General features: G+C 56.1%; 9 protein-coding genes. 5 read left to right on the forward strand and 4 right to left on the reverse strand.

Annotated features, from left to right (window positions below; genetic code table 11):
* Positions 1-398: 398 nt before the first annotated feature.
* Entirely contained in the window at positions 399-959 is a 561-nt protein-coding gene (locus SJI00_RS20620) for a hypothetical protein (protein WP_322463525.1), read from the reverse strand.
* Positions 960-1385: 426 nt separating this feature from the next.
* Between SJI00_RS20620 and SJI00_RS20625 the strand changes: the two genes are divergently transcribed.
* The 4 genes from SJI00_RS20625 to SJI00_RS20640 all read left to right on the forward strand — a co-directional run bounded on the left by SJI00_RS20625 (position 1386) and on the right by SJI00_RS20640 (position 10744).
* Positions 1386-2075: a hypothetical protein gene (locus SJI00_RS20625; RefSeq protein WP_322463526.1), complete on the forward strand. Its 690-nt coding sequence runs from the start codon at positions 1386-1388 to the stop codon at positions 2073-2075.
* Positions 2075-2332, forward strand: a complete 258-nt coding sequence (locus tag SJI00_RS20630) for a hypothetical protein (RefSeq protein ID WP_322463527.1) — start codon at positions 2075-2077, stop codon at positions 2330-2332. Before SJI00_RS20625 ends, SJI00_RS20630 begins: the two co-directional genes overlap by 1 nt.
* Before the next feature lie 94 nt (positions 2333-2426).
* Positions 2427-3263 carry a hypothetical protein gene (locus SJI00_RS20635; protein ID WP_322463528.1) on the forward strand — a complete coding sequence of 279 codons (837 nt, stop codon included), beginning with the start codon at positions 2427-2429 and terminating at the stop codon, positions 3261-3263.
* A gap of 17 nt (positions 3264-3280) precedes the next feature.
* On the forward strand, positions 3281-10744 hold the full coding sequence (locus tag SJI00_RS20640; protein WP_322463529.1) for an ADP-ribosyltransferase-containing protein: 7464 nt from the start codon (positions 3281-3283) through the stop codon (positions 10742-10744).
* Between the two features lie 244 nt (positions 10745-10988).
* Here SJI00_RS20640 and SJI00_RS20645 read toward each other — a convergent pair whose 3' ends face one another.
* The gene (locus SJI00_RS20645; RefSeq protein WP_322463530.1) at positions 10989-12146 is read right to left on the reverse strand and encodes a hypothetical protein; all 1158 of its coding nucleotides are present in this window, start codon (positions 12144-12146) and stop codon (positions 10989-10991) included.
* 1087 nt (positions 12147-13233) lie between these two features.
* Between SJI00_RS20645 and SJI00_RS20650 the strand changes: the two genes are divergently transcribed.
* Positions 13234-14283: a tyrosine-type recombinase/integrase gene (locus tag SJI00_RS20650; protein ID WP_322463531.1), complete on the forward strand. Its 1050-nt coding sequence runs from the start codon at positions 13234-13236 to the stop codon at positions 14281-14283.
* 50 nt (positions 14284-14333) lie between these two features.
* On the opposite strand, the gene SJI00_RS20655 is transcribed toward SJI00_RS20650, so the two are convergent.
* Both SJI00_RS20655 and SJI00_RS20660 read right to left on the reverse strand, forming a co-directional pair.
* A complete protein-coding gene (locus tag SJI00_RS20655) occupies positions 14334-15020 on the reverse strand; it encodes a restriction endonuclease (RefSeq protein ID WP_322463532.1) in 687 nt (228 codons plus the stop codon).
* Positions 15021-15087: 67 nt separating this feature from the next.
* On the reverse strand, positions 15088-15732 hold the full coding sequence (locus SJI00_RS20660) for a hypothetical protein (protein WP_322463533.1): 645 nt from the start codon (positions 15730-15732) through the stop codon (positions 15088-15090).

Genomic DNA, 15732 nt, shown 5'->3' on the forward strand with positions numbered 1-15732 from the left:
ATCCCAACAATGCCGCCCCTGCGGGGCGATGACTTTCTACCTCCCGAAACTCATCTACCGCGTACGCGGCCATCGGCCGCCCCAGCAGATCCGGTTAGCTGTTGTCTTTGCTTTTCCCTGCGGGCTTGCCCGCCCAGCGCATTGCGCTGCTAAGCACAACCTCGAAGGGGGGTATCTTGGATTTCTATCTTCATGTGAGGGACTGGGATGAGGGCGATCCTGGCGGGCCGCGTAGCTTCAGCGTTATCGCTGAAAAGCTTTTAAGAGTCAGCGCTTAGAAGCTTTTTAGAGCTCTCGCAGTAGAGCTTTTAAGCGTTGACTTTGAGGGGAGCTGAAGCTTTAGAGCGATGACATCTCATAGAGCGTTGACTTAGAAGCTCGTATTAGCGTTTCAGGTGTTATCTCAATGACGGTGCACGATAGCTTTTCTTGGAATTGACATCGTTGCCTTGTGCCATTGACTGATCATTGACCGGGTATCGAACAATGCTGAACCACAGTGTGCGATCGCCTGTCGTCACGCTGTTAGGGCAACGCTCGCCTAGGCTGCCCCAGTATGATTCGACGAATTCCTTTCCGTAGCTTTCAATGGCTTGCGCTTTACTTAGCACCTCATCGCGGATCGGCTTGGGGTTATCGCCTCTTTGTTCGACGATTCTGAAACGCGTCTCATAGAGCTGATCGTCGTTGACTGTCTGATTTGTATCAGCGCTGATTTTGCCATTGAATGTTGGCAGGTCTGAAAGGTGAACCCTGTTAGCCATCGCTCCCAGAGCTATCTTCTCGCTCAGCTCCTGCAGCGAATCCATCAGAAGAGTAATGCGTTCGGCACTCGAACCACCACCCATAAAGAGGCTGACGTTGTCTAAGACGTGGTCCAGCACCACGTCCTGGATTCGCTCGCTATTGAAAGGAGCGCTAGCAGGATTTTCGTTAACGCAATCCGATTCGTTGGCCATGACAGATTCCGGGTTAGCACATCGTTGCAATGTACAATATCATAAGACGACGTTTGTTCAGGCGCTCACGTGGCTATTGCGATATCGCTGTGCTGAGTCAGCTTAAACAGTTTTGGAGCGACATCGCTCAAAACGCTTCTGAGTCAACGCTTTAAAAGCTTTCCAGCGGCAACCCAGAAGATGGCGCCGTGCTGCGTCACCCACTGTCAATTCAATCGAGTAAGGGCTGGCACGGTTTCGCTTCACGCTGTCTGGTCTGAGCGACCTAGGGTCGCCTGCGGCGGGTGAGGGGAAAAGCAGTGGCGTATCAGGAAGATCGCGCAGGGTCAGTAAAGCGCGAGCCCAGGTAGCCCCCGGAGGGGGCGGGGCGCTTCTAAGTGAGGACGGGTCACTTAGGAGGATGGTCTAAATACTAGGAGTTTGGCAGTGATCGACCAAAATAAGTACGAGCTGAAGGCCTTACGGCCTGGACAAATTTGCGTGACCACTGACGAAGCGGGAGCCCATGTGGCGTATCGCTCGGTACCCGCTGGCTCCAACCTGCGCTGGGAGCCACTCGATCCTGAACGCCTTGCCACCAAGTCAGCCATCAACGGGTACTGCGCCTTCCACGCTTACAGTGCCGAGGCAGATTACGAGCCCGAGTACGCGGTGAGCCTTCGCCAGGTAGCGCAGCTCATCGCCAACCGTGCCTGTTTCATGGCCATTCCATTCAAGACCGAGGCTCCGCTGATCAAGATCGCTAACGTTGCGACCGCTACCGTGCTCAAAGTTGTCTTGGGCAACTGCGTGGCCAACACCTTGTCCGATCTCCCTCGTCTTGGTTTGGATATCGGCTGCAGCGTCGACCGCCAGGCCCTGCAGGTGATCATCAACGTTGCGGAGCAGTCTGGCTGCGAGGACCTGCTGGCCAATCTGGACATCCAGCCAAACGCCCGAACCGGCTTCTATGCCGCCGTTCGCTGGCTCAACGATCACAGCACCCAAGCCAGCCTGGCCAGGCTGGCGCAGCTAGCAGCCTACAACCCAGTGGCCACCGATCTGGCCATGTACACCACAGCCACGGTGCCAACCCTGGCGCAGGTGACAACCCATTCGATAGTCATGGAAGCGTGATGAGCGAAGTAATGCAGCGTTACCTCGTTGAAGTCAGTGCCAAATACGACGATTCGGGCGACTTCAAAACACAAGTGAACCCCATGCTCGTGGACGATAACGGCCTACAGGATCTGTTCAAAAAGTACGGCCTGAATGGCGAGCGGATGACCCTCAATCACGGTATCGACACCTTTTACTCGACAGAGCGTGTGTACCCCTTCAACCGCTTGCTGATCATGAACAGCAAGAAGAATTCGATCTGCCGACGCCGATAGATAAACTGCTGGTCAGTCTTTGCGCTTTCGTGCGCCAGCGCCCACCGCATAAGGTCGGCGCGCACGACCACTCAGTTAGATAGGAATTACACAGATGCGTCAGCCAATCGTCCTGCAAGTCGAAGGCCTCGGGGTGCCAGTCGTCTCGAACGCCCCATCCGCAAATATTGAAATGCGCTGGTCCTCCGACCCAGATATCAGCGCTGACGCCCCCGCTTACCTCTTCCGTGACGCCAACGAGGTGACCAACTTTCTCTCGTTCGCGGTCGACAAGCGCTTCATCAACCAGCATCTGCTAACCACTTTCAGGGTCGAGGCGAATGACGATGCGCGCTGGTTGCCACGGGCTGAAGCCGAAGTGCAGGGCGTTGGAGCGCTCAATTGGGACCTTGTTCGCGTGGGGCTGATCATCAGCGGCAACTCTAAGGAGGGGCCGGTCAGCGATGCCCTGGAATGGGTCGGTCAACGTGAGGAGTACCAGGATTATGGCTATATGCGAGCTGCGTTCGAATACGCTTCTAGCCACAAGATCTCCGGTCCAACCATCGTCACTCACAATGAAGCTCGTCAAACGCTTGCAGCTGCTGAGTACATGACCAACTTCCATCAGAGCATCAAACCTCAGGCAATGATTGCCCACCAGGTTCTCGACCGGATCACCGCCGAACTTCACTCCATGGATCTGGAGGTGATGTCTGCAGATCGGGCGAAGAGCACCCTCGTAAAGGTGAAGGCTGCCCTCATCGACGCTCACGAGCAAGAGAATCAGCTGCGCGAGAGTCTAGGGATGGAAGCCAAGTCCTACGCTGATCTGTCTGCAGAACAGAACAAGCGACAGCCCAATACGGACCACGAACAGGCGGCCTCGCTTGATATCCGGCTCGAACCCGAGCCCGGTCCAGAATTATTTACGCCTCCTCGCATGGGGTAATAACGGAGCGACTCGGCATGTCCGGTCTTCAAACTCTGCTCAACCGCTTTGCTACAACGACACACGACATTTCCAACGATGGCGAGACCATATTTCAGCACCCCTTGACGCAGACCCGTATCGCACTCGCCGCTGATGGTGAGGCGATACACGCGCTAGCTGCCTACGGCTGGACCACCGCTATCGAGCAGGACAACCCTCGATTTAACGCGCTTGCTGCGCTGCAGCGCGTGCACCACAGCCTGAACTCACTCCACCCGGATGAGCTGGCCACGGTCATCACCCCGGAATCAGTTCGCCCACTTATCGAGGCGCAGCCGATCGAGCAACGTGGACGTCTGGCGCGCTGGCTTCTCGGTCGCAGTCGCGCTACGGGCAATGCCGAGCTGGCCAAGTCGACGCGTGATGCATGCTCTGAGCTTCCTGTGCAGGCTGAACACCCTCTAGCGCCAGCTGCTGGGCAGGCCACTCACCTGCAGGGCCCCGATTCAGTCGCGAGAATCACCGGTACCGAGCTCGCTGGGTACCAGCTGCTGCAGGTCGATACAGCCAATGGTCGAACCATGCTCACCTCAGTGCCTACGCTCGACGACCTTTGGACGCCGAGTCCTGAGTGGACGAACTCCCAATGGCGAGCCTACGAGCAGCTGCTGTCGACTGCACCTTGTGATATTGCAACCTTTGCGGCTCACGTCGGCGCCGACCGCGCAGACGCGGCCAGTCACACCCAGCACCTTTGGGCTATACAATTCGGCACAGCTTCCTACCTGGGCGCGGCTACGGATGATCTGCGTCGGCGTTATCGGCATGCGCCATCCTCGCAATGGCTGGATAGCGCCAGCGTTGAAACGGGTATCAACCTACGCAGCGCGGGAGGCGTCAATCGGCTGGTTGATCTGTATATGGTCGAGCATGTGAGCGATGCCGACGTGCTACAGCACATCGTTCCCGCTATGCGCGAAGCCGACTCAGACTTTGCCGAGTTGTCCGATCACACACTGCTTGCCATCTGGCGCACTGCGTACAACCCCATCCTAAATTCAGCGGTGCTTGATGCTGAAGTGGTCGTCAAATTACGTGTTGACCATAGCCAAGCAGCGCAAAAGTCGACGGCAGAAAGCATGCGCGGTCTGCTTATGAACTACTACGGGGCTGGGCCGATCGCCACTCTTGAACTTTCACACAAGCTGCAGCTGGTGGATACGACTGCTGACCTACCGTCCATGCTGCGCGATGAGATCGCATTGATTGGGGCGGATGATCGGGTATCAGGCCTGACCTACGACAGAACCGTGTACCTGGTGGGCGCCAACACCGAGCCAAAAGACGTGTGCTCTGTTTTTCTCCATGAGGTGGGTGAGCACGCCTCCCTGAGGACTATGCTCGGGCGGGATTACGGTCGCGTAGTGCAGCGTTTCAATGCGTTGCTGGCCGCTGGTGATACCTACGCGGTTCAGGCATCGATGCTGGTACCGAGCACTACAGCGCCGTCCAATCTCAACAGCGAGCACCTCGCTCATCTGATTCAACTCGCTGCGCCCGATTCTCAGCCACGGAGCGGCGGACGGGGGGGGTTTGAGCTCGGCCAGCGCTGTATTCGAGATCTCCGCACCTGGTTGTATCGCACACCCCTGATGCGTGAGCTAGAGCGGCAAGGCGAGCTGGATGACTTCAAGCTCGATGCACACGACATCGCTACGCTGGCGCGTGAGGCAGTCGACTTTCATGTGGCTGGCGCCAGCGAAAGCACCACTGCGCACAACCAGTGGGACGCTAAGCTCGATGACGCGGTTGTATCGGACTTGTACGGGATGCCGGTTGGCGCCCGCACCAATTCGCTCTTGCGTATGCCTGCAGACGCCCAGATGGCCTACCTGTACGCACTCGGCACTATGGGCGCACCTGGTGGCGGGGAGACCATAGAGCGCATGAGCGATGCCGTTGCTGGCGCCAGCAACAGCAATGACTTGGCCACCCGAGTACTAGCAGAGGAAATCAGCGCGCTAGGAATCCGGCTGAGCACCCAGTCTATGGCGGCATCGCGCCTCAATGAGCATGGATTTTTCGCTGCCATTAGTGGCGCACACGACCCCGCCACGGCTGTGCTCACCTTGGTCCGAACCGACGATCGGGGATGGGCCGCCGAACATTACACAGTGGGAATGGGCATTACGCTCAGGGAGCGGTTCGACACCGTCGCTGATGCGGCCCAGACATTCGGGCAGCATCACTTCCCTGTCCAGGCACAAGAGCTGGGCGGTGTTATAGTCCGCTGGGGTGCGGAAATTGCAGCCGAACATCGTCAACTTGACAGCCAGGCTTTTCAGCGCTGGTTCCATGGAAGCACGGCGATGCATGACGACGGCTCTCCCATGGTTCTCTATCACGGTACCGTCAAGGACTACTCGGTCGCGAACCGTATGTTCTGGGCGAGCGCAGCCACACCAGCAGAGCTCCGATCGGCGCCTGCGGGTAGTCAGTCCCCAGAGCCCCGACACTGGCCGTCCGACTTCAACGACTGGTTCGAGGGATCAGTCATCACCGATCGGCATGGCCAACCCCTGAGGGTTTATCACGGGACAAGTGAGGACTTCGACGACTTCAGGGAAGGCCCGAGCTCCTTCACGCCCCGCACCGACTATAGCTACATCCGGAACAGCGAGATCGTGAAGCCGGTGTTCCTGAGCATCCAGAACCCGTACAGGCCTTCAAACCAACAAGAGATCGAACAGATTCGGTCGAACCCTGACCGGTACGAGGAGCTGAAATCGCAGGGGTTTGACGGCATGATTTGGTCCAAGCCTGGCGACCTGATGAGGGGCGCTTCGGGCTGGGGCAACGATCTCCCGCAAATCGTTACCTTCTACCCTCGCCAGGTGAAATCAGCCATTACTAATCCTGGCATCGTGGCTAACGCCGGTACCGGGGCAGCGCAACAGACGAAGGGCTCGATACTGGCTGACGACTATGCCCAGTTGCGGCAGGACTACGTTAGCCCTGGCCAAGGCGACCGCGCCCTCATCATGCCGGTCTACCTCAGCGCTCGCGCCTCCTTTGATGGCGACAGGTTGCCGCAAGGTTCTTCCAAGGTCATCGATCTGCGTGATGAGCTTGTGTGCCAAGCTGAACAAGCTGGCAGAGAGGTCGACCTGCAGCTGGTGGCCAGCCTGGTGAAGACGATCACCAAGAGCGCCAGGGCAGAAGAGAGCGGGCCGTACTACAAAAGCCACAACTTCTGGTTCGATAGCGCCAGCCTCTTCGGTGGTGCTGGCGCTGCGGCACTGGGCCAGCTGTACGCACATTGCGGTTTCGACAGCATCAAGGTGACCGAGAGCGGCCACATGACGATCGGCGTCTTCGAGCCATCACAGGTCAAGTCAGCGATCGGCAATACCGGCCTCTATTCGGCCAACCCTGATATGCGGTTCGCCTTCGCTGGCGTTAATGCTCAAACACATGACAGTGGCCGACTCGATCGGGCTAAGGCGCTTGCCGAGGATGGAGCCAGTCCTGAGTCGATCTGGCAGCAAACGGGTTGGATGAATGGACCGGAGGGCAAGTGGCGGTTTGAGATCGACGACAGCAAGGCTCGCCTTCGAGGGTACGACTACGAGAAGGACGAACAAGAGGTCACGACAACTAATCCAGATCGCTGGCTTGACTGGGTTGAGGAGTCGATGAGCAGGCCACGAGGGGTACCGCTGGGCCAGTTCTATGATCACCCAGAGCTTTACGCTGCCTACCCGCAGCTGGCCAACCTCAGAGTTGTCGCAGTAAATCGTCAAATCGGTGATTCCTACGGCGGGTTCGCCGAGGGCAGGACGATGGCGCAGTCAACGCTGCTCGTCGCATCTCCGTATACGTTGTCATCTGAGAACCCCAGTGTTGCGCAGATCATCGCCCACGAGATGCAGCATGCTATCCAGCGCATTGAAGGGCTTGCACCTGGTGCTTCGGAAGAGACATTCATCGCACGTGGCTCCGTGAGCGGTGAGCTCAAGGAAATGATGAAACTGTATGTGGAGATCGGTAAGCAGGCACAGCAAGTTCCCTGCCCGCCAGAAACGCTTGCCAGGCTATCCGGTTATGACAGCACAGTCGTGCAGCGGATTGCAGATTGGCGCAGACAGGGTTATTGGGAAAGCAACCTCGCCTCATTCAGGCGGGACCTGATGTCGCCCTATGACCTGTACTTTCACGAAGCTGGCGAGGTTGAAGCTCGCAACGTCACGATCCGCATGCCCATGCGGGCAGAGGAGCGCGCCAGCAGCTTTCCGCTGACAACCATCGATGCTACGCATCCTGACCTGGTACGGGTGACACAGCGGATCTCGCCGTGGGCAAACATATCGGGGCCAGAGGGTGAGCTTGCCCGTGCGGACAGCGCCTTCCAGTGGGCCGTAAAAACACAGAGCTGGCGCAACGATCTCTACGGCAGCGCACAGCTCCTCCATACCGGCAATGACTACAACTTGTTCTTGGTACAGAGCGCTGCAGGGGTTGCCGATGGGCGAGGGGAGGTTTATGCGGTAACGCTCGATGACACAGTCATCGGCAGCTTCCTGTATGGACCTGCAGGTGGAGATGGCCAGCTGCATGCTGCCGCAATGGTGTCTCCTGCTCACCGGCGCCAGGGCATTGCCACATCAGCCTACAACGCGATCGAGGGCTTTACTGGCCACACCCTGATTCCGTCGCCTCAATCGACTGACTACGCACTGCCCAGCGCGTTTTGGAAAGCCCGCTCAGCGTCTCCAACTGCGGCGCTTGATACGCCCGTTTCGTCGCTCGGTCAGTGGCTTCGGGATTCCACCACCATCAACGATGACGGGAGCCCGATCGTCTTCTACCACGGGACCATGAGCGCATTCACGACCTTCGATGCATCGCGGCATCGATCCTTGCTCAACCAGCACTACCAGGGCGACGGCTTCCATTTCACTCGCGACCCGGAGGTGGCCAGCAAGTACGCAACGGCGGCTCGCAATCAGTCGTTCCGCCAGAAGGATCTGTTTGAAGCAGCTGACAAGGCCTTTCCACCGCTCGCGGTTGAGCTACTGAAGGGGATGGTAGAAGAAGGGCACCGCGTCTGGGATCGCCTCGGCGGCGAGAACTTCCGAGAAGTTCACGATACCTGCTTGGCGCACGGCATTGATGTGAACGACCTATACGACCTTTCGGCCCACGTTGAAGGAAGCGGTACCGCACAGCAGCTGGACAACTTTTTGTTCGCACTACACCACGACCAGGACATGCCCGAGCACATCATCGACTTGGCAGTTGAGTTAGGCCTAGCCAGCGCTGTTCCCACACCGGTTGTCATGCCCGTCTACCTTCGCTGTGAGAACACGCTCTACACCAATGACCGATCGCAGGCCCGCCAGGCAGAGGCAAACGGTTACGACAGCGTGTGTTACAGCGGGCCTGACATTGTTGATCAGCAGCCCGAGTGGACGGTCTTTAAACAAGACCAAATTCGCAGTGTTTTCGAGTTCAAGCAGGACGCCAAGGCCATCATGCAAGACAACACCCGCCCAGTTGCTCGCGTGGCTGATGCTCCCCTATCCCCGCCTGCCTCAACGCATTTTGACCGCTGGTTTGAAGGGAGCAATTGTATCAACCAGTTCGGTCCTCGGATCGTGTTCAGCAAGGAAGCCGCAGACCGTCCGTTCAGCCTTTTCGCTGATGTCGGAGCAGCGAACCAGGATGCCCAAGGTAAGGTAACACCTGCGATCTTGGCCATCCGTTCGCCCTTCATCGTGACAGACAAAGCGGCTATCACTGCAGTAGACCTTACCGCCAAGCTTGGCATGCGCAAAACCGGCTTGATCGTGGCCGAGCTCATGCGAGATGGCCATCTACAAATTGACGACATCATGGCCAACTCGCGTTGCGCAGCCTGGCTCCAGCAGGCCGGGTACGACGGTGCGATGTATCGCAACCGGGAAGGGGAAAACCGCTACGTGGTCTTTGACAGCGAACAGGCCTTGCTGGGAAGCCGGATCAACACGAGTTTGGTCGGAGTGGTCGAGTGGTCGAAGGTACCAGCGCCTCCCACCATGAGGTTTGAGGCTGATCAGAAGCGCGCTCGACAGTTCACTCTCAGCGGCCAAGGCAAGCCCCACGGGCATGTGGTACCCCTGAGCGCAGCGCACCAGTACCTGACTGCTACTGACCGCCTCTACGTCAACTACCTCCGTGGCGAGAGGCTTACGGTAGTGAGCATAGAGAGGGTGCTTGATGATCCTGCAGTGTCGAAGCACCAGCGCGATTTCATGGCCATCAACCGCAAGGCTCTGGTAGGCCAGGCTCGCATCGAGCAGGTCTTCGCCGATCATATTCGCTCATTGCACTCTCACATCCAGGACATCAGGCAAGAGGCCCGACAAGATACGCCCCAGGCGAATCACAGCCGTACTTTGATCAACAAGCACATGGATGCGCTGGCGTGGGCGGTCGAGCACTCATCGTCTGGTAAGTCGGCCATGGGCATCGTGACCGAGGACCTGTTGCAGTGGAGTCGGCCTTTATCCGAGCAAGGACCACTGGTGCGAAAAGCGCTAGCCACACTTGGTATTGATGGGCTGTACCAGGTAGAGGGGAATGGGTCGCTGCAGCTCAAAACGTGCAGTCGCCATACAGCCAACCAAGTAGCGCGGGATTATCCAGACGGCAAAGTGGTCTCGCTTAGTGATACCCAGGCCACAGGACGGGCCTGTTATGAAGAGCTGGCAAACGATCTGGGCAGCAGCAAACATGCGGCCCAGCTCCTAGCGTCCATGGGCGTGATTGGTGCACAGCAAAGTTCGCAGGAGGTCCTGCTGTTCAAACCTGAGTTCAACCACGAGCCGCTGCCACCGCTCATGCGATACGAGCCCTCTACAGCGCAATTGGACGGCGGTACCTTAGCCATCAAGGATCTTGGTGGCGTGCTCATCAACGAAGGCGGCCAGGCCGCATGCCACAACATTGCGGTGAATCAGGAACGTGCGAGAGAAAAGATCGATGCCGCCATTCACCTGGTTGAATCACGTCAGGCTCAGTTGGAAGGTTTCAACAATCCGATCGCAGCGACACAGGAACGCACCAGAACCCAGCTGGCTGAGGCGCGCCAGCTGCGCAAAGAGACCTATTTCTACATGGGGACGCATCAACTGTTGCCTTGGTCCGAGCCGGTGCCGGAGGAACAGCTGAAAGCCCTGGCCACGGTGATCAAACTGGAACAAGAACATGCGTTACCTGGATCGGCGGTATTCACGCTACTGGCGGGGCGCCAAGGTGGCATCGAGGCGGCGAAAGCCATGTTGGCCAAGGTGGGCATCATTGGGGCGCACGGCCATGATTCGACGATGATGTGGGGTAGGGGGGTTGAGGCGCTGATGCAGGTCCTCGCCGATGACGTGCCGAGACCTGCTGTAGTCGAGATGGTGAGGATAGATAACCACCAGCAGAGCTGTGAGTACATACCTCAACAAGTTTGAATGACCTAACAAACTAACAAACTAACAAACTAACAAACTAACAAACTAACAAACTAACAAACTAACAAACTAACAAAGGGCGTTGCGAGGGCCTCCTGTTTGTGATTACAAAGAAACCGGCCGGGGCCGGTTTCGATAGATCAGCAGTGCTTCATACATTGGTTCTACACCTCATTGGCTATGAAGCCGATTGGGAGTCTGATAAGCCCCGCCGAAACGGGGCACTAGGGCACCTCTCAGCTCGTTACTGAGCTGAGGCATCGACCTGATTCTGACCATCCAGCTGATCGACCATGTCGGTCTGAGCTGTGTTTTTTTCTGGTTGTTGAGGGTCGACGCTACCACCCGAGGCTGCTAGCTGACTCTTCATTTGCTTAAGCAGTTCGACTTCGTCAGCACTCAACTTCATTACGAAATAGTCATTTTCGCGAGAAATGTTATCGATGCTTTTTTGCAGAGTTTCGAAGCTTTTGTGCACGAAATGCACAGTTTTTTTGCTTATTTTTGGACCGGCCTTGTTCAGGTCTTTGCTCGTTACACGTGGCTTTCGAGGAGGCTGCGCAGGGGCGGCAGGCGTCTCTGGTTCAGACGATTGACTGTCTACGTCTGAGCTCGGCGCCTGCTCCGAATTCCCGAGGCCCTCTGTCAAACCACCCAGCGCAAGCTCCAAGACCTTGTCTTCCTCGGCCTGAGATTGGTCCCCTTTCTGGTTCGCAGCATTCTTGATGATCTCAACCGCTTTGGTACCGTGCTGGTCGTAAACATCAAGGGCAAGGGATGCGGAGCAGACATCTTCCGCGATCATTTGCTTGAGCTCGAAAGGCAAATCAAGCAGGGGGAGGGTAGAGCGGACATGCTCATGTGTCCGGTTGAACTCTTTGGCGATTGCGCCAATGGTCCAACCCCATTTCTGGAACTTGCCATACTGCACAGCCCGCTCAAGGCGAGTGAGTGGGCGGCCATCGTTCGCGGTCAACACAAGCTTGGCTTGTTCGACCTCGTCACCTTTCGACTCGACGACCTCTACCAGCTCAATCTGGGCACCTTCTTGCAGCGCAAGCAGCAAGCCACGGCGGCGGTGCGCACCATCACGAACGTAGATATCACCATCACGAACTTCAACGGTGATTGGAGGCACACTCCGACCTGCCTTATAAGATTCGGCGAAACCACGAATATGCGCGATTACGTCTGGGCGGTTCCAGTAGTCGACCGCGAAGGCGCCACGGGCATTGTAGCCTTCCTCTTCCAGGAGCAGCAGCGGGTCGACCTTCCAACCATCACCACGGCGAATCGGCAGACGCTCTACCTCATGCTCTTCGCCCTTAGAGCCAGTTACTTTTGCCTTGTTCTTTACGCCATCTACAGCGGCGCGGTACTTGCTCAAGCTATCGATAGCCATAACGCTACTCCTTGGGAATGGGGTTCTCTGTTAACTGAGGCTAGTTTATGAGTATGGCCGGGCAAAGTCAATATATGATTCCTAGAATCATATATAAATTCTTGAAAAAAGGTTCCCGTATCCAGCGCTCACTTCAGTGCGTGTCATTCCCATGCCACCAAAATTACTTGGAATAGCTGCGCGATGGCAATGCCGTGGCTCAAAGGTGATTGGATGCAAAATCAGATTCTTGAGCTAGGACGCCGAGGGTCCGATGGATTGGAGATCAGTCCCCGTCACTTGGCGTCAACCACAAAATGGGTCACCACTCTATCGAATTGGCAGGAGAGAAGCGTGATGCTACGTGAAATCTGAGGCCGGTGGCGGCCCTAAGTACTACACATCTCACGTAGGGGCGCCTTTTTAAAACGGATCTTCTGGTCCAGCAGCGGACTGATGCCCGGATCACACCGGCCATCCGCTTCATCAACCCGTTCTGCCAGCGGGCCCGAGTTGGCACCTCCAGGGCCTTCACATGAGCGTCGACACGGTGCGCTCGCCGAGTCGCGGAGCAAACCTGTGCTGCCCGAAGCACTGGCGTTCCAAATGGAAATGAACGAGCTCATGAATAACCAAGCAATCCAATGAATTTCACCCTGAATGAGATTGTCCGGATTGCCTGTTCAGTCGGACGAACAGCGCAGGTCGGCCAACACCCAGTTACAACCTGGCGCAATGAAAAGCAACCGGTTGGAGGCCGACGTGGTACCGACAGCAAAGTATGGACTGGTGGCGTGCATTCCATTCCCAGCCCGAAGGGCCCTAGGGAGGCATAGCCTCCCTTCCTAACTGCTGGTCATTAGTCACGGAAAGATGTATTTCCGTGACTAATGACCGTCAGGGGCTTTTTGGTGTACTGTGGAGAGCCTGCAGCCTTCAAAAACGGCTTTGCATTAGAATAGCTCATTCAAATACACATTAAGTTGAGTTAAATTAATAAATCGTTTCTACGTCGATTCTGAGAATTTAGCAGGGTATTCTCCCGCAGAATCTACACAGGATCAGGCTAAAAAATGATCAAGTATCTGCCTGCATATGAGGAGTAACGATGAGTGGATCAGGAGAGCTCATCACCGTAGACCATCATGGTCAGCGTCTGATTGTCGACCGGTCGACGGGCACATACCAGCACACCATGGAACAAGTGCTTCGGGCATTCCTGGCGCCACTCGCGGAAAGCAGTCGTGAGAAGGTCCAAATGTGCCTGGGTCGAGCTGCTCTGGCCTTAGGGTTTGGCGATCGACCGCTGCATGAAGTGCCTTGGCACAAGGTCAACTCTGCAGTGATACTGGAGCTCGTGGCACGCTGGCGTAGTGAGCTGAAAAAGCCAACAATGGATCTCTATATCTATGCCGTACGCGGCATTGCTCGGGCATGCTTCCTTCACGATCTGATGAGCTCGGAGCAATATGACAAGCTCAAGGAGATCCGGCTACCGAGTTACGGAGAAGACGAAGGACGTGGCCAGTACGTAAAACCGGCCTGGTTGGACAAGCTCACTCAGAGTTGCGAAGCAGATGAGCGAACTATTCTGGGCTTGCGCGACCATGCCATGCTGGCGCTTCTATTCGGATCAGGCCTCCGTCGAAACGAGGCAGTTAAACTGACCCGTGAGGACTTGGACTTAGATGGCATGCGATTCAAGGTCGTTGTTAAAGGTGGTAGAAAGGCCATGCGGTACCTTTCCCCGTGGGCGGTCGAGCCGCTGCGTGAGTGGATTGAAGAGATCGATCGTCAGGCTCAACTAGCCAAGGATCAGCCTCCAGTCCAGGGCAAACTATCGCGCCGCAATAAGCCGAAGCGAGCCGTCCGCGAGGGCGGGCTGGTGCTGCGCCGCTTGAGCAAGTCAGGCACCATCCTCGATAACCTTGTTGGAAACGGTCTGTACGATGCACTGAAAGAGCGATGTATTGTAGCGGGGGTAACTTTTATCAGGCCGCATGACGCCCGACGCACGCTGGCCACCAATATTATAAGAGAGCGTGGTATCAACTACGCACAGAAGGCGCTGGGCCATAAAGACATCAGCACGACTAAGCGATATGACATGACTGATGACGATGAAATGAGCAGCATGTTCAAGGGCTTCACTAGATAAGCAAAGGCCCCAACGGGGGCCTTTAACATTCAAAAAACTGACATGGATAACTAATTCTTAGCTATAGAGCTGAACCACCTCACCAATTCAGCTCCATCCACAAGAGCGACATTAGTTCCCTTTGCGAACCTTTCTGCCTCTGCGGTAAAGCCGCCAGATGTAACTACAAATCCCCCAACAGCACCTCTTGCCGTCATTACCCCATACAGTTCGCGGACAACCTTCACACCTACTCTTACTGATCTCCATTGTTTGCACTGAACTAAAAACAACTCTCCTTTCTTATGTAAAATGAGGTCTACACCACCATCCGGTCCCTTCTTTGTCTCTGCAACTTGGTAACCTTGCCGACGAAGAGCTTCGCCAGTCATGACCTCAAAATCGTGCCATGTAAGTTGACGAATCGAGGCCCCGGGATCAGCAGATTTTGATATGCGGTTGTACTTTCCCTTCTTGAGAGAACGCTTGAGTATGCCAGCCAAACCGCCAACCAGGATAATAGATGGGAATATATACTGCCCAAATGCCGCAACCGATCTCAATAGGGCCTGCCCAGCATAGGCGCCTAATTCCTCGATATTTTTTGGGGACTGCAAATCACCAGCTTCTTCTCCCGCGTACATATGCAGCACGGCATAAGTAAGAGCAGCCAGAATAATACAAACCCAGAAAGGAAAGTTTGCTGAAAGTGAAAGTAAGTCATCACCAATGGAGCTGTTTTTTTGCCGCCTCGCCACATATTCACCTTTATATATAGTGCGGCCATGATAGCTCGCAAAATTCTTTTGTAGTGCATTGCTCTAATTAATCGACAAAATCGGCCGCCTTTAGATCTTCCTCATACTCTTGGCGCCAGCCTCTCCAGAGATCGGCCTCGACGCATGCAAAGTAATCAGCCTCGTCCTGGAACCGCAATCGGCGCTCTTCCTCTTCCTCCATCTCGACTTGATCCACGTATGCGAAATAGGCGTGCTCAGCCGTTTCCAGTGAGTCCATGCCCTCCCCCCACGACTGGAGCAGGCAATTCCCTTGGCCGTTGAGCGCAATGGATGCTTGAGAGCAAGGCAGCGCCATCAGGTCCGCCAGATGTAGAGTCACCTCGGCCAGCCAGCTGGAGTACAGCGTGAAGGCTGTGCCGCTTTCCCCCAGCCAACTGGAAGCAACGCGGCTGGTCGGTCCCCCATACATGGCTAGACACTGCAGCTCTGTGGAAACCTGGTACACAACCCTGAAGTGCTCAGCCAAAGCTGGAACATCCGCCAGTATGTGTGGTGCATCATCCAGCGCAATTGCAGCAGTGATAGCGCTTACAGCAAGATCACGTACGGCATCGAACGCATTCCTGACGGCTTGTCCCGTTTCGCAAAGACAGTCGGGTTGGCCGTCAAAGGTGACAACATCAACCCAGCTGAGTCGCGTGATGACAGCATCACGAAGAAACCAATTCAT

It is taken from the genome of Pseudomonas gebzensis (genome assembly GCF_034427815.1).
Taxonomy (GTDB): Bacteria; Pseudomonadota; Gammaproteobacteria; order Pseudomonadales; family Pseudomonadaceae; genus Aquipseudomonas.